We start from the raw sequence: 15,240 nt of genomic DNA, 5'->3' as shown, positions 1-15,240 counted from the left end.
GAGCGCGGCTATGCGCTGAGCCCGCTGAGGGCGTCGCCTGTGTACTTGGTGCCGAGGATGACCAGCACGGTGGTCATGATGGCGGTGTTGTGCCGGGCCATCCCTTGCTTCCAGTCGGCGAGTATCCGCGTGGCCTTGTCTCCGCCGAGGAGGTAGACGGCCACGGGCAAGGTGGTGCACACGGACGCGATGAGCACCATCAGGACGGCCGCGACGGCCTTGCCACCGCTGTCGGCGGTGCTGGAGGCGACGGACACGGCGCCGCCGACGGCGAGGACGAGGTTCTTCGGGTTGGCCACGGCGAGTGCGGCGGCGAGACCGGCGGATTTACCGGGTGTGAACCGGTCGATCGTCTTCATCCAGCCGGGCGGTTCGGCTTCGTGGCCTTCCCGGGGCCGCTTCCTCCACTGCTTGAGGCCCATGAGGAGGAAGAGCAGACCCAGGGCGAGCTTCAGCCACAGGGTCCAGGTCGCGGCCCCGCCGCCGGCTCGCACGGACTTGGCGCCTACCGACGCCAGCACGATCGCGGTGACCAGTACCGCGAGGGAGAAGGTCCATCCAGCGGCGAACGCGACGCCGTTGAGGCGGCCCCGCGGTGTGGTGAGCATGAGGATGACGGCGATCAGCGGCAGGGGCGAGATGGCGATGCCGACGGCGGAGGTCAGCATCTGCCCGATGGCGTCACCCACGGCGGGCTCCTTCTCCTTCGGTCAGACTGCGCGGGAGCCGGGGCGGCTGCTGTCGGTACACAGGGCCCAGATGACGAAGACGCCGATGGCGATTGAGACGATGGCCCAGATCGGCGTGTAGGGCAGCCACATGAAGTTCACGACCACGCTGAAGGCGGCCAGCGCCACGCCCATCGCGCGTGCCCAGCCAGCACCCTTGAGGAGGCCGGCACCGACGATGACCAGGACGACGCCGAGGATGAGGTGGATCCAGCCCCATGCCGTCACGTCGAACTTGAAGACGTAGTCGCCCAGGCGGGAGTAGACGTCGTCCTCGGCGATCCCGGCGATCCCCTTGATCACACCGAGGACACCGTCCACGAGAAGGAGGACAGCGGCGAACACCGTTCCGCCTGCCGCCCAGACGCTCTGACTGTCGTAGGGCCGGTTGGAGGCGGGGCTGGGGGGCTGGGGGATCGTCTGCTGGGCCACGGGAAGCTCCTTGGCCTGAGGGAACGCCAGTTCAGGCGCAACCTCATCCTCCAGGGTGGGTGGGGGAGGTGATACCGAGGCGCGGCCGTTCGGGTGAATTTTCCCCCAGTGCGGCAGTTCCTGATTCCGTGGGGCTGGCTGTCACGCATTGGGCCCACCCCGGGGTGAGTGCCCACCGTCGGGCGTAGCTCACAGGGCGCGCCGAGGCGACGCAGCCTCGATCGTGACGCCAAAACCACCAAACCGGGCATATTCGTGTGAATCGGGTTCTACTGGATGAGCGGTCGGGCGCCATCGCCGGGGCGGGAAGAGGGCTGCGGGACGACTTCGCGGCCCGACCAAGGAGGAGCAGACAGGTGGACGTACCCACCAGGGAACACCCCCCTCCCATCCCCAACTCCCCTGCCGGTCCTCCACCCGTGCTGCGAGCGGTGGCCCGGTGGAGCGCTGTGCTGCCGCTCGTCGCCGGGCTCGTGGCCGCCACCGTCGTAGTCGCCGCACTGTTGCGCTCAGCCGTGGTCCCCCTACTCCTCGCTGCCCTGATCACAGCGCGACTTGAGCCCGCCGACCGCTTCCTGCGCCGGGCCGGCCTCGCCCCGGGGATCCCGAGACGACAGGAGCTGGTCGACAGATGAAGGGCACGCCGACCCCCGCGGCGCGGCCGGTCGCCTCCTGGCTGCCGGGCTACCGCAAGAAGTGGCTGCGAGGCGACACCCTGGGGGCGCTGACGGCGTGGGCGCTGATCGTCCCCGAGTGCGTGGCGTATGCCCAGATCGCGGGAGTGCCGCCGCAGAACGCCTTCTACGCCGCCCCTGTCGCCCTGCTCGTCTATGCCCTCGTGGGGCGGTCCAATTTCCTCGTCGTCGGGGCGACCTCGGCGGCCGCGGTCCTGTCCGCGGCGACGGTCGCCGAGATCAGCGCCGATCCGGCTGACGCCGTCGGCCTGTCTGCCGCGCTCGCGGTCATCGTCGGCGCCGTGCTGCTGGTCGCGGGGCTCGCCAGACTGGGCTTCATCACCAATTTCCTCGCCGAGCCGGCCCTGGTGGGCTTCCTGTTCGGGATGGCCCTGACGATCGTCGTGCGCCAGGCCGCGAAGCTCACGGGCGTCTCCAGCGGGGACGGGAACTTCTTCGAACGCCTGTGGACCGTTCTGCGCCAGGCCCCGAAATGGTCACTGACAACCCTGGCGGTCGCGATCGTGGCCCTGGTGCTGCTGTTCCTGCTGGAGCGCTGGTTGCCCCGGCTGCCGGCCGCCTTGATCGTACTGATCCTGGGGCTGGCAGCGTCGTCCCTGCTGCGGCTGGACGACCACGGGGTGGAGACGGTCGGGAAGATCCCCGCGGCCGTTCCCGTGCCGCACCTGCCCGGAGTTCCGGCCGAGGACTGGATCGCCCTGGCCGGCGGGGCACTCGGCGTCGCCCTGGTGGTCTTCGCCGAAGCCTTCAGCATCGCCAACCGCTTCGCCCGTGAGCACGGTCAGGAAGTCGATGCCAACCGCGAAATGGCCGCCGTGGGCCTCAGCAACATCGCCGTCGGCTTCGTACGCGGCTTCGTCGTCTCGGGCAGCGCCTCGCGCAGCGCCGCGGCTGCGGGGGCCGGCGGCCGCACGCCCATGGTGTCGGTCATCGCGGCCGCCCTGATCCTACTGACCGGCGCCTTCCTCACCCCGCTCTTCACCGACCTGCCCGAACCCGTACTGGGCGCCATCGTCATCGTCGCGGTCCGAGGATTCCTGAAGACCTCGGAACTGCGACGCTACGCACGCCTGGACCGGCCCAGCCTCTGGGTTGCCCTCACAGCCCTCCTCGGAGTCCTCCTCTTCGACCTCCTCCCCGGCCTCCTCCTGGCAGTCGCACTCTCACTGATCCTGTTCATCGCCGCCGCCAGCCGCCGCAACCTCGCGGTCCTCGGCACGCTGCCCGGAAGCACGCTGTACGTGGACACCGCCGAACACCCCGACGCGACGACCGTTCCCGGAGTGCTCGTCGTCCGCCCGGACGGCAGCCTCTTCTTCGGCAACGTCAACCGCGTCCGCCTCGCCGTCAGGGACCAGCTGGGGGAGGCGGACCCCGCTCCTCGCGCCGTCGTACTGGACCTGTCGGGCAGCTTCCAGCTCGGCATCCCCGTCCTGGACACCCTCGACGAACTGCGCGAGGAACTGGAACGGCAAGGCGCCGGCCTGCACGTGGCGCACCTGCGTGCCCGCGCCGCCCAGGAGTTCTCCCGGCATCCCCTCCACGACCATCTGGGACCCGGGCGCATCCACCGCACCGTGGACGACGCCGTCACGGCTGCCGGCGGACCGCAACAACGGGGGACCGGTCCGCCCGGTCCGTAGCACCCGAGAAGGCGTCCGGTTCCGCGGCCACCGTGACCGCAAAGCCGCCTGAGCACGTGCGAACACATTCGCGGCATGTCAGTTTTGTGGAGAAAAGATCCATCGCGCCGATCATTTCGAGCTCAAAGCCGACAGCGCCAACCGGAGACCTCCCGAAGAACGGAAACGACGCATGAGCACCCTGCCCTTCGAGGACATGACGGACTTCGACAACGCAGACCGGGGCTTCATCGCCTCCCTGACCCCAGCCGTTGTCACCGCGGCCGACGGCCGTGTCGTCTACGACAACGACGCTTACGCCTTCCTCAAGGGCGACTGCCCCGACACGGCGAACCCCAGTCTTTGGCGTCAGGCCCAGCTCTGTGCGAAGCAAGGCCTCTACCGGGTCACCGAACGCGTCTACCAGGTCCGGGGACTCGACCTCTCCAACATGACGATCGTCGAGGGTGAACGTGGCGTCATCGTCATCGATCCCCTGATCTCCGCCGAAACAGCCGCCGCGGCCCTCGCCCTCTACCGTGAACACCGCGGCGACCGCCCCGTCACCGGCCTCATCTACACGCACTCCCACGGCGACCACTTCGGTGGCAGCCGCGGCGTCCTTCCGGCCGGACTCGAAGAAGGGGTCCCCATCCTCGCCCCCGCCGGCTTCCTCGAACACGCGGTCAGCGAGAACGTCTACGCCGGCAACGCCATGACCCGCCGCGCCGTCTTCATGTACGGCGACCGCCTGCCCAAGGCGCCCGACGGCCAGATCAGCGCCGGCCTGGGCATGACCACCTCCACCGGCACCATGACCCTCATCCCGCCCACACGCGACATCACCCGGACTGGCCAGGAAGAATCGGTCGACGGCGTCCGGATCGTCTTCCAACTCACCCCCGGTACCGAAGCACCGGCGGAAATGAACTTCCTCTTCCCCGACCTGCGCGCCCTGTGCCTGGCAGAGAACGCCACCCACAACATGCACAACATCCTGACGCTGCGGGGCGCTGTGGTCCGCGACGCCCGGATCTGGGCCCGCTACCTGGACGAGGCGATGGACTACTTCGAGGGCCGCTACGACGTCGCCTTCGCCTCGCACCACTGGCCCACCTGGGGCCAGGCGAACGTCGAGGCATTCCTCACCGCCCAGCGCGACCTGTACGCCTACCTGCACGACCAGACCCTGCGCATGCTCAACTCCGGCCTCACCGGACCGGAAATCGCAGAAGAGATGAAGCTCCCACCGGCCCTCGAGAACGCCTGGCACGCGCGCGGGTATTACGGGTCCCTCTCCCACAACGTCAAGGCCATCTACCAGCGCTACCTCGGCTGGTTCGACGGCAACGCCGCCCACCTCTGGGAACACCCGCCCGTCGAACTCGCCAAGCGCTACGTCGACATCGCGGGCGGCCCGGAACAGGCACTGGCAAAGGCCCGTGCCTACGTGGAAGCCGGGGACCTGCGCTTCGCGGCCACCCTCCTCAACCACATCGTCTTCGCTGACGCCACCAACAGCGACGCGAAGGACCTGCTGGCCGGGGTCTACGACACGCTCGGTCAGGGTGCCGAGAACGGTACCTGGCGCAACTTCTACCTCACCGCCGCACTCGAACTGCGCCAGGGCGAGAGCCCCATCCTGCTGGACATGTCGAACCCCGAAATGGCGGTCGCGCTCACCACCGACATGCTCCTGGACTCCCTCGCCGTCCGCATCTACGGCCCGAGCGCCTGGGAGGAGGACCTCACCATCGACCTCGCCCTCACCGACGAGGGCAACCGCCACCGCCTCACCCTCCACAACGGCGCCCTGACCCACCGCAGCGCCCCGCTCGGTGATTCCCCCAAGAGCCCCGCGGCCCTCACCCTGACCCTCACCAAGCCCGAGCTCCTCGGCATCCTCGCAGGCAGGGGTCTCGCCGGGGGCGGGACGACAGGAGACCCGGCAGTCCTGGAGCGGCTCTTCTCCCACCTCACGGAACCGGACAGGTCCTTCCCCGTCGTCACGCCGTGACCACGGCGAGCACCCGGACCGCCCCGTGCGGTCCGGGTGCTCGTGCCCCGCCTCAGTAGCGAAGCGCCGTACCCGTCTCCGCCACGACCGTGCCGGACAGCTTGTGTGTACTGCGCGCGGACGCCTGCGCCACGCCGTTCCCGGGCACATCCGAGACCGTCACCACGACCGTGTCGAGCAGGTTTCCGCTCTCGTCCTTCATGTTCACCTGCACTGCGAACGACTTCGTCGAACCGTCCGTGTTCTGCACGGAGACGGGGACCGTGGCGTAACCCTCCCCGTCCGTCGAGGGCGCACCCAAAGTCACCTCCTCCTTCGCGTCCACACCGTCTTTGATCTGCCCGAGCTTGTCCTTCGCCACGGCGGCGGCGGACGCCGCCGCGTCCGAAGCCTCGGACGCGGCGGAGGAGACCACACCCCCGGCGGACGCCACAGCCGATGCCGCCTTCGACGCCGCACTGCCCGGATCGCTGTTCTCACCCGAGCATCCCGCCGCACCAAATGCCAGCGTCGCCACGACCACACCGGTCAGGCCACGCATCCAGACAATCGTCATCAAGCCTCCCAAGCTCTTCGTCCAGCCCAGTCAAGGCTCTGACCGCCCCGATGCGGGGTACTACATGCGAGGCATCCGAGTGACGGCGCACTGACGCGGCGGGATCCGGCCGAATCGAGGCGGCCGCACTTGTGCGGCATGGTGCAGCTCTCTGACCAGGCGTTGCCGGACCTCGGCGGACCGAGCGGGATGGCCCGGCACGATCTTGCCTGGACTATTTATCCGCCGGTTGTCCGACCGCTTGCGGACGCAACTCGAAAGCCGGTCCGCTGGTCGGGGCTGTTCCTTGGCGGTTTTCGGCTCAGGTGAGACGACGCTATGGCCGTACGGTCAGGGCCGTGCCCCAGTCGTGCCCTTAGGGGCGGTCAGCAGCGGTCAAAGCCGGTTGCCAGAGGCTCCCCCGGCGGGACCCTTCAGGATAGGAAATCGCAGGTCAGAGACCATGTGAGCCAGCCGCGCGCCATAGATTCCCAAGCTTATAGCGCGGGTTCGATTCCCGTCATCCGCTCCATGACAAAGCCCCAGGTCAGTGACCTGGGGCTTTTGTGTTGCCTAGACCTATTCAGGAGTCCCGCACCACTTGTGCACCACCTTGACGGCGACGAGGTCGCGGGCCTTCGGCTGTTCTCACGTCGTCGCAGGCGGAGACAAGAACGCGTACATGGCCTGGCCGTCCGCCCGGGCGCCCTCGTCGGCCAGTTGACGCCAAGCTGCATGCTGCGGCTCGCTCAAGGCCTTCGCGAACGCGAGCTTCTTACGGTCGCCCTTGTCGAGTTGATCTCTGAGTTGCAGCGGATTGGCGGGCAACGAGAGCAAGAACGCCAGATCGCGGTAGTGCCGCTCCGGTGAAGCGGTCTTGATGCTCACCGCTGCAGCCTTCGCCACGATCGCCCCCAACAGGCTGGGGCGACGGATCCGGCCGGTCCGCGGCCCCAGTTGCACACTCACAGCCTCGGTTCTCCGCGCAGCCTGACGGCCCCCTGGCACCTCCAGCGTGCGACCGGGCGGCGTCGTTGTGAGGTCTGCACGGGGGCCGAGGTTGTCAGGCGCCAGCAGATCCACCACCAACCGCTGTGGCTCCACACCGCGCTGATAGCGGTGCAACAGATTGCCCTGCGGCGACATGCCGGCGGGGGAGAATCCGAGCCGTTCCAGCGCCGCAACCAAACGGCGCAAGCTCTGCTGGTCCGACTGCACGTCAGCCAGGACATCCAGGTCGGCGCTCGCCGCCGGTGGGGTCCGACCGTGCTCCAGGCCGTGCAGGAGCACCATCTGCCCACCGATCAGCGACCAGGCGTCCGGCACCTGCTCCGCAAGGTCGAACAGCACGCCCCACAACTCCACCAGCGGGCTGGTGAACAGGTCCGACTCCAGTCGTACGTCGGGCAGATCAGCCGCCATGATCACACCTTCCGAGGCTGCGCGTAGCGAGCCAGCAGAGACTCAAGCAACCCGGCTGCGGCAGCGTCGGCTCGGCCCTCATGGCGGTCCAGCAAGTCGGCCGCCACCACTGAGGCGGGGACGTCACGGCCCTGCCCGGGCGTTTCAGACCTTGAGGTCAGGAACGGCCACATCTCCGCCGGGGGGATTCGGACCGAGACATTGCCCCGCTCTTCGTCACGGACCATGCCGAACTCGGCTTCCAGCTTGTCAAGCCTGTCGGGATGTACGTAGATCTCCGCACGCCCGAGAGCGACGTAGTCCGCCCCCGCCTGCGCCGCGGCGCTCGCTCCCCCCCTCACCACATCCTGAGCGGCGAGCAGAACCGGCAGTACGCCTGAATGAACGCGGTACGAGCGAACCTCGGCGCGGGCGGCAAGAAGCTCCTGGAGCAGGTCCGGAGCCAGTTGCCCGTGGGCAAGGAGATTCCGCAACCGCATCCGCACCCGGGACTTCTCGGCATCGGACAGACTCACCGGCTGATGGCCGTCCAGCACCGCCAGAACGCCCCAGGCATTGCGGGCCGACAGCGGTCTCCGCGAACGAGGGCCACGGTCCTTGCGATCCCGGACGCTGTCCCCTGCGACCAGCCAACGACCACCGACTCGTTGCCCTTGGAGCTTTCCGTCATGCAGCAACTGACGAACACGGGAGTCGTCCACCCCGAGCAGGGCCGCAGCCTGTTTCACCGACAGCAATTCCATGACCACCTCCTTGCGCCTCCTCTCACGGACCAAGGAGAGAACACGCAACCAGTCTCTCGCCCCGGTCCCCTTGCGTCAACTCTCACGGTTTCGGGAGGCAAGGCGCAATCACCGACGCGGCGACGCACGATCTACCTCTGTGGCACGTGGCCCTCAGCAGCACCGCACTCCCCGATTGCGGGCGTGACGTGGGCCCCGCCGCGAAGTGTCGAACCCTTGGCGATTCGCCTACCGAGTGGGGGAAGTGCCCCATCCCGCCAATCCGGCAGACACGTGCCCCATCCGTGCCCTGCGGAGCGGTGAACAGCGGTCCATACGGGCACGCGCAGACCCTCGCGGCAGCTCGCTCAGCGGGCTGTTTTCGCAGGTCAGGCGCCTTACAGATAGCCCGCCCGCCATAGATTCCCAAGCCTATAGCGCGGGTTCGATTCCCGTCATCCGCTCTTGCAAGAAGGCCCAGGTCAGTGACCTGGGCCTTCTTCGTTGTCTCAATCCTTCAGGCCTCGCCCCGGAGTCCGGGTGGCCCAACTCCCGGGAAGGCCCGGGCCGTTTGCCGGGCGACGGGGTTGGGCCAAGGCGTGGGACAGGTCGTTGAGGTGGTCGAGGGCGAGGCCGGCTCCCTGGCGGGCGGGCTGGTCAGGTGGTTCCTCGGTGTCCCAGGCGGCGAGGGCCTGTTCCAGGTCCTGCCACTGGGGGACCCGGTGCGCGAGGAGTGCTGCGCGGCCCTGTTGCGTGGTGTGGCGGAGGGCTTCGGCGAGGTGGGCGGCGGCCGGTACGGGGTGTTCGGGGAGCTGGGCTTCGATGAGCATGGCGGTGCGGCCGAGGCGGCGCAGGGCGTGGGTGGCCTCGTCGGCCGCCGCGTCGGACAGGCCGCGGTGGCGTACCGGTTCGAAGGTGGCCTTGGCGAGGGCGTCCCGCCAGGCGGCCCAGGCCGTGCGGACGTCGAGCAGGGCCCGGGTGAGCTCGGCAGGGGGGCGTCGGGGGTCGGCGTGGTGGTCGAGCGCGGCGGCGGCGTACCGGCCGGCGGCGTCGAGCCAGTCCGCGAGGCGGGCGTGCAGTGCGGGGGTCTCCCAGGCCGGGTAGAGGGCGTAGGCGGCCATGGCGAGCGCGCCGCCGAGCACGGTGAGCAGGACGCGGTCCGGGACTGTCTGGGTCCAGGGCTCGCCGGCCATGGCGAGCAGGAAGACGACGTAGCCGGAGGCGCAGGCGAGTACGAGGCCGTACCCGGAGTACATGAACAGGTAGACGAGGCCGGCGCAGATGACTGTCAGGATCGCGCAGGCCGCGGTGCCGGGATGGGTGAGCTGCACGATGCCGGTGGCCAGTGCGGCCCCGACGAGCGTGCCGCCGATGCGTCCGATGGCGCGGGAGTAGGTGAGCGAGAACTCCGGGCGCATCACCATGAGGGAGGCCAGCGGGGCCCAGTAGTTGTGGCCGAGCGGGAGTTGGGCGCTGATGACGTAGCAGAGCGTCACGACGGTGCAGAGGCGGATCGCGTGGCGGAGGACCGGTGACGCGGGGCGCCGGAACTGGTCGCGCATCTGGCGCAGGGCGGCCGGGACGCGGCGGTGCAGGGCGGGGCGCAGTAGCGGTTCCTCCGCCCCGGCGGTGTGCCGGCTGTCGGTGGTCTCGACGAGGTCGGTGAGGAGGGCGACGAGGCGGGCGGCGGTGCGGCGGGCTGCTCCGGGGAGCGGATCGTCGGCGGTGTCCGGGCTCGTGAGGGCGGTCCGCGCGGCGGGCGGGACGCGGACGGGGCCGCTCCGGCGGACGGCACGGGCGGCGGCGTCCAGTACGAGGCCTGCTCCATCGAGGAGTTCGCGGATCCGGTCGCGTGCGGCTCCCCGCCCGGGTACGCCCGGGGCCGGGTCCGCCAGTGCGGCGAGGACCGGGCGGAGGCGTTCGGCGAGGGCCAGGGTGCCGTGGAGTTCGGCGGGCCCGCGGCGTGCCTCCCGGGGGGTGACGGCGACGGCGAGCCGGGCGGTCATGAGCGGCTGCGGGTCGTTGAGGGCTACGGGGTCCTCGCGCAGCCGTCGGGCGTAGTCGGCCTCGGAGGCCAGCGCGTCGGCGAGCGCGTCGCGGCGGGCGCCCCAGCGGCGTACCGGGAGCAGGAGGGTCAGCAGGACGGGGACCATCCCGCCCAGCGCGGTCATCGCGGCCTGGCCGGTGGCGTGGGCGAGCGAGCCGGCCAGGGTGGCGGGGACCAGCATGACCGCGACGGTCGGCGTGGCGATCCCGCCGACCGTGGGCCCTGCGGCCCAGGACAGGCCGGCCAGGAACGTCCACACCGCCAGGACCAGCGGGAACAGCGGTGACTCGGCTCCGACGAGATGGCCGAGGAACACGGCGGCGGCCAGCGAGATCCCGGAGGCCAGGGCCAGCACGGGACTGGGCCGCCAGCTGCGCTGATAGGTGGCGATGGAGCCCAGGAACGTACCGAGTCCGGCGCTCAGCGCGACGGCCTGGTCGAAGAGAGCGAGGCTGACGGCCATGACGGCTGCCAGCCCGGCGGCGTCACGCAGGACGCGGACGGGTTCGAGGCGCCTCCGCTCGGCCCGCAGGCCCGTATGGGCGGTCGCCTTCAGCGCGCGCAACCAGTGCGGGGAGCCGGGGCTGTCCTCGATACCGGGCAAGGCGACCTCTCGGACGGACGGCCGACGTGGGTTGAGCAGTACGGCCAGTTGAGTACGGCCAGTTGAGTACGGCCGGGCAGCTTCTTCGTTCGGTTTCGGATGATACCTGTGCATTTACGCATCACCCGGACGTCGCGGCGCCGCACATGCCTCCCGCGTGAGTGGCGCACCACCCGCCGGAGCACGGCCTCGGGGGCGTCCAGCCCTGCCGTCCGGCCCACGAAGTCAGGACTTGAGGCTAAACGAAAACGGTTTCCAATAGTGTTGAGTGGTGAGGTGAGCCAAGCCAAAGATGCGCAGCATGCCGGCCGCCGCCGTCACCCCCGCGGCCTCGCGACCCTTGCCATGACCGAGATGTGGGAGCGATTCAGCCTGTGCGGCACGGTCGCGATCCTCGTCCACTTCCTCTCCGCCTCCGCTTCGCACGGCGGCATGGGGCTCGCCGAGGGGACCTCCGAGGCCGTCGAGGGCGTCTACCTGGCGATGATCGCCCTGCTCGCCCTGCCCGGCGGCTGGATCGCAGACCGGCTCCTCGGCGCCCGTCGCGCGGTCCTGTGGGGCGGCCTCGTCATCATGGCCGGGCACCTTTCCCTGGCCGTCCCCGGCCGCGCCTTCGTCTGGCCGGGCCTGGCCCTGATCGCCATCGGCACGGGCCTGCTCAAGGCGAACATCTCCACCATGGTCGGCCGCCTCTACGCACGGGAGGACGACCAGCGCCGCGACGCCGGCTACGCGCTCTTCTACATGGGCATCAACGTCGGCGCGGTCATCGCGCCGCTGGTCGTGGGATACCTCGGCGAGGAGGTCAACTGGCACCTGGGCTTCGGCGCCGCCGCCGTCGGCATGGCGTTCGGCCTCGCCCAGTACGTCATCGGCGGACGCAAGGTGCCCGCACTGCGGGACGAGCCCGTCGACCAACTCACGCCGGCCGAGCGCCGCAAACTCGTACGCGGCGTCGCCTACGGTCTCACGGGTGCGGGCATCCTCTTCGGGACCCTGGTCCTCCTGCACGCCTGCAGCATCGACAACGTCACGTTCCTGCTCACGGTGCTCGCCGTGGCCGTCCCGGCGGGCTACATCTTCTCGATGCTCCGCAGCCCGAAGATCACCGCCGCCGAGCGGATCCGGTTCAAGGGGTACATCTGGCTGTTCGTCGCGGCGGCGCTGTTCTGGGCGGTCTACGTACAGATAGGCAACGAGCTGAACCTGTTCGCCGCCAAGAAGACCGACCTCAGCCTCTTCGGCTGGCGCATGCCGGCGAGTTGGACCCAGTCGCTCCCCTACCTGTTCGTGATCCTGCTCGCCCCGCTCTTCGCCTCCTTCTGGGTGCGCAGGGGCCGGCGGATGAGCACGCCGCTGAAGTTCGCCGTCGCGCTGATCCTGGCGGGCATCTCGTTCGTGGTGATGTCCGCGGCCTCCTCGATCGCCTCCGGCGGGGTGCGGGTATCGCTGATGTGGCTGGTGGGCGTGTACGTCATCCAGGTCACGGGCGAGATGTGCCTGAGCCCGGTCGGCCTCTCGGTGACGCCGAAGCTGGCACCGAAGGCCTACGCCAACCAGATGATGGGCGTGTGGCTGCTCGCCATGGCGAGCGGCCAGGCCATCGGCGGCCAACTGCCGCGCCTCGCACACTCGGTGATGAGCCAGAGCGCGAACTTCCTCTGGCAGGGCGGCCTGCTGGTCGTGGCGGGCGCCACGATGTCGCTGTTCACCCGCCGCCTGAAGCAGCAGATGGGCGAGAACCCCCCGGCTGCCGGAGCCGCCCCACTGACGGCAGCGGCCTGACGGCCGGGGACCCGGCCCGACTCCTTGCCGCAGCAATCCCGGGCGCAGCCGCGTACGGCCGATGGCACCTCGCAGACGGTCCGGCGGCTCAGATCCCTTCACGGGGGCCACCGTGAAGGACGTGCCCCAACCGTGCCCTTAGGGGCGGCCAACAGCGGTCAAGACCGGAGCACGGATAGGCCCCGATGGAAACCCAGCAGGGCCGATTTTCGCAGGTCAGGAGCCGTACGAGAACGTTCCGCGCATGGATTCCCAAGCTTATAGCGCGGGTTCGATTCCCGTCATCCGCTCTTGCAAGAAGGCCCAGGTCAGCGACCTGGGCCTTCTTCGTTGTCTGGACCTCTCCCGGCCCGCGTGCCATTCGCGTGCCATAACTGCCCTGACGGCGCTCCAGATTGCTCGCCGAGTCGCTGCCGGCCGGAACCGACCGGGCGGACCGGGCCTCTCCGACTGGCACCTCCCGCCGTCCTACGGCGCCGCCGAAACCGGGTCGGCGCTTGCCCCGCACCGTGCCGGCCGCACCGCCACCCCGGCGCTCCTGGATTCCCGGCGCGCCGACGGCGGCCTGCTGGAATTCCACCCCGGACACCCTGGCCTCGACGACCTGGACAGCGCAGTCTCCCGGCGCGCACACCACCGTCGGGGCGAGGACTACCCGAGTGACACTCCAGCCGACCGCCCGGGGGCGTGCCCCATCCCTGCCTTCAGAGCGGTGAACATGCCGAGGGTGATGAGCCGCCGTTGCACTCCCCGGTGTTCGTCATGACCCACCACCGGCGTCCTTCGTTCACACTGAACCGCAGTTGTTCCGGCGGGCCGGAGGCCAGCTCAGGGAGCGGTCTGTGCACGACCGCACCTAGCTCGCGAGCGCCTTGAACAGGCCGCGGATCTCGTCCTCGTCCGCGATCACCGGCAGGGTGTCGAAGTAGAGCTCCCACTCGCCCTTCGGGCCGATGCGCTCGACGATCCCGAAGGGGATGTCGGTGCCCTTGGGGTCGGTGCCCTTGGGGTCGGTCATCGTGCCGTGCCACTCGATGTAGGTGGTGGTGCGGCCGAAGGCGACCTGGCCCGCCTTGAACTCGACGTCGGCGTTCTCGAACAGTCGCTGCAGGTAGGCGGTCTTGCCCTCCCGGGTGGTCAGCGACCGGTCCAGGCCGGGCCCGGCCAGCTTGGCGTTGCCGGTACGGGCGGCCAGCGCGGCAGCGTCCCCGCTGTTCCAGGCGGCGAGGCGGGCGGGGATTTCCTGGGCGTGGAACCGGTCGGGGGCCGCTCCGCGCGGGCCGGGGCCGGCCGGGTCGGCGATGCCGGCGAAGAGGGGGCGGGGCCGCTGAGACTCGGGCAAGACCTGGAACAGCTCGTAGCGGTCGTAGTAGCGGCGGGCCTGGATGGTCTTGCCGTCATCGCCGAGGACGTTGCGGGCGATCTGCGGGTAGCTGACCTTGTGGCCCTTGAGGGTGACCGTGTTCTGCTGGCCGAACATCATCACGGCGCCGTCGGCGACCACGTTCGTGCCGCGGTAGCGGAGGTCCGGCACAAGGCGGAGTGAGTTGCTGATCGAGGCGCCGATCACTTCGTGGCCGCGCTGGGGCTTGCCGCCGGCCTCCCAGAGGCTGGCCTCCTCGTCGAAGATGTCCAGGTAGGTCTGGAGGCTGGGGGCCTCGCCGAAGACGATCTGCCGCTTCATGAATGCGCAGGCGTTCGGGGTGATCCGCCCTTCGAGCCGGTCTACCTTCTCGCGGACCTCGGCGCACTCGCCGCCCTCGGCGGTGGCGGTGGCCGGCGCGGCACCGATGGTGAGGCCTGCGAGGAGAGTGGCCGCCGCGAACACTCCGGTGCGCGTGTACCGCCGCATGTTCATGTCGTTCCCCGTTCGTGATCGCTTGATCGCTTCGATGGACCAAGCTTCTTCGAGGGCGCCAGAGAGAACGATTACCTCAGGGGTAATGACGGGCAGTTGACAGTGCGGATGACGACCGACCACGGATGACAGGCACGGGCACGGACCAGGTTCCGGTAGGTGCGTCCAGGCCGAGCCGACCCGCCGACCCGCCGACCCGCCGACCCGCCGACCCGCCGCCACCGGATACCGGCATACGACACCGGAGGTGGCGGCCTTCGCCTGCCCCGGCGGCCCCGCCATGGACATCCACGGCCTCGACCGCCGCCGCACCCTCGCCAGCACACCTTTTGGTGGGCCTCACTTGACGACAGGCGACCCGCACAGCTTCTGGTGGAGGCCGAGGCCGGCCAGGCCTTCTGGCTGCGCGGACTCGGTGACCAAGAAGGCTGGGACCCCATGGCCCGGTCGCAGCGACTCCCTACGGAGCGCCACCTGCGCCCGCGTCACGGGCTTCCGGATGCGAAGCCGCCGATCCCACAATCCCGTCCAAGCAGTTCGGGCCCGGCCCGACGCGCCCTGTCCGCTTTGACGGCGCGACAGATTCGCATGTGCGTGCGAGACGTTTCCACCTTCCTGACATTCCGTCACCCATGCAGACCTATTTTTCTGATATACGGCCTATTGCTCTGAAATATGCGTGAGTACTACCGGGTAACGGCGTATCACTACCTCTGGCAGGGAGCCGCTCGGCGGCCCCTGCTCAGGGTGAGCCTTCGCGAGGGATCGCAGGT

Annotated in this window: 11 protein-coding genes and 1 pseudogene; 5 read left to right on the top strand and 7 right to left on the bottom strand. The window is 69.5% G+C overall.

The window, feature by feature from the left end; genetic code table 11:
* Positions 1-8: 8 nt before the first annotated feature.
* Both DRB89_RS01995 and DRB89_RS01990 read right to left on the bottom strand, forming a co-directional pair.
* Entirely contained in the window at positions 9-689 is a 681-nt protein-coding gene (locus DRB89_RS01995) for a GAP family protein (protein WP_112446183.1), read from the bottom strand.
* Between the two features lie 21 nt (positions 690-710).
* Positions 711-1,145: a hypothetical protein gene (locus DRB89_RS01990; RefSeq protein WP_112453104.1), complete on the bottom strand. Its 435-nt coding sequence runs from the start codon at positions 1,143-1,145 to the stop codon at positions 711-713.
* A gap of 434 nt (positions 1,146-1,579) precedes the next feature.
* Here DRB89_RS01990 and DRB89_RS01985 point away from each other — a divergent pair, with 434 nt between their 5' ends.
* The 3 genes from DRB89_RS01985 (at position 1,580) to DRB89_RS01975 (ending at position 5,494) form a co-directional block, all read left to right on the top strand.
* The gene (locus DRB89_RS01985) at positions 1,580-1,795 is read left to right on the top strand and encodes a hypothetical protein (RefSeq protein WP_162688443.1); all 216 of its coding nucleotides are present in this window, start codon (positions 1,580-1,582) and stop codon (positions 1,793-1,795) included.
* Positions 1,792-3,498, top strand: coding sequence for a SulP family inorganic anion transporter (locus DRB89_RS01980; protein WP_112446181.1), 1,707 nt, complete (start codon positions 1,792-1,794; stop codon positions 3,496-3,498). Before DRB89_RS01985 ends, DRB89_RS01980 begins: the two co-directional genes overlap by 4 nt.
* A 172-nt stretch (positions 3,499-3,670) precedes the next feature.
* A complete protein-coding gene (locus DRB89_RS01975) occupies positions 3,671-5,494 on the top strand; it encodes an alkyl sulfatase dimerization domain-containing protein (protein WP_112446180.1) in 1,824 nt (607 codons plus the stop codon).
* A gap of 52 nt (positions 5,495-5,546) precedes the next feature.
* Here the strand turns inward: DRB89_RS01975 and DRB89_RS01970 are convergent, their stop codons facing one another.
* The 4 genes from DRB89_RS01970 to DRB89_RS01955 form a co-directional block, all read right to left on the bottom strand.
* Positions 5,547-6,050 (bottom strand): hypothetical protein, encoded by a 504-nt coding sequence (locus DRB89_RS01970; protein ID WP_239515979.1) that lies wholly within the window; start codon positions 6,048-6,050, stop codon positions 5,547-5,549.
* A gap of 627 nt (positions 6,051-6,677) precedes the next feature.
* Entirely contained in the window at positions 6,678-7,451 is a 774-nt protein-coding gene (locus DRB89_RS01965; protein ID WP_112446179.1) for a hypothetical protein, read from the bottom strand.
* Positions 7,452-7,453: 2 nt separating this feature from the next.
* Positions 7,454-8,194: a helix-turn-helix domain-containing protein gene (locus DRB89_RS01960; protein WP_162688442.1), complete on the bottom strand. Its 741-nt coding sequence runs from the start codon at positions 8,192-8,194 to the stop codon at positions 7,454-7,456.
* A gap of 488 nt (positions 8,195-8,682) precedes the next feature.
* Positions 8,683-10,824 (bottom strand): FUSC family protein, encoded by a 2,142-nt coding sequence (locus DRB89_RS01955; protein WP_239515978.1) that lies wholly within the window; start codon positions 10,822-10,824, stop codon positions 8,683-8,685.
* 99 nt (positions 10,825-10,923) lie between these two features.
* Between DRB89_RS01955 and DRB89_RS01950 the strand changes: the two genes are divergently transcribed.
* Together DRB89_RS01950 and DRB89_RS44145 are read left to right on the top strand one after the other, a co-directional pair.
* The gene (locus DRB89_RS01950) at positions 10,924-12,609 is read left to right on the top strand and encodes a peptide MFS transporter (protein WP_112446176.1); all 1,686 of its coding nucleotides are present in this window, start codon (positions 10,924-10,926) and stop codon (positions 12,607-12,609) included.
* A gap of 726 nt (positions 12,610-13,335) precedes the next feature.
* Positions 13,336-13,407: pseudogene (locus DRB89_RS44145) on the top strand (deaminase); the annotation flags it as partial.
* Between the two features lie 58 nt (positions 13,408-13,465).
* Here DRB89_RS44145 and DRB89_RS01940 read toward each other — a convergent pair.
* Complete coding sequence (locus DRB89_RS01940) at positions 13,466-14,467, bottom strand: hypothetical protein (protein WP_112446175.1); 1,002 nt, start codon at positions 14,465-14,467, stop codon at positions 13,466-13,468.
* Positions 14,468-15,240: the final 773 nt, after the last annotated feature.

The organism is Streptomyces sp. ICC4, from assembly GCF_003287915.1.
Classification (GTDB): Bacteria; Actinomycetota; Actinomycetes; order Streptomycetales; family Streptomycetaceae; genus Streptomyces; species Streptomyces tritrimontium.
This window is presented reverse-complemented; position numbering and strand designations above follow the sequence as displayed.

Excerpts from the sequence above, each read along its gene's own strand:
- DRB89_RS01970 (WP_239515979.1), bottom strand. The coding sequence starts at position 6,050 with ATGACGATTGTCTGGATGCGTGGCCTGACCGGTGTGGTCGTGGCGACG.
- DRB89_RS01975 (WP_112446180.1), top strand. The coding sequence starts at position 3,671 with ATGAGCACCCTGCCCTTCGAGGACATGACGGACTTCGACAACGCAGAC.
- DRB89_RS01940 (WP_112446175.1), bottom strand. The coding sequence starts at position 14,467 with ATGAACATGCGGCGGTACACGCGCACCGGAGTGTTCGCGGCGGCCACT.
- DRB89_RS01980 (WP_112446181.1), top strand. The coding sequence starts at position 1,792 with ATGAAGGGCACGCCGACCCCCGCGGCGCGGCCGGTCGCCTCCTGGCTG.
- DRB89_RS01960 (WP_162688442.1), bottom strand. The coding sequence starts at position 8,194 with ATGGAATTGCTGTCGGTGAAACAGGCTGCGGCCCTGCTCGGGGTGGAC.
- DRB89_RS01950 (WP_112446176.1), top strand. The coding sequence starts at position 10,924 with ATGATACCTGTGCATTTACGCATCACCCGGACGTCGCGGCGCCGCACA.
- DRB89_RS01965 (WP_112446179.1), bottom strand. The coding sequence starts at position 7,451 with ATGGCGGCTGATCTGCCCGACGTACGACTGGAGTCGGACCTGTTCACC.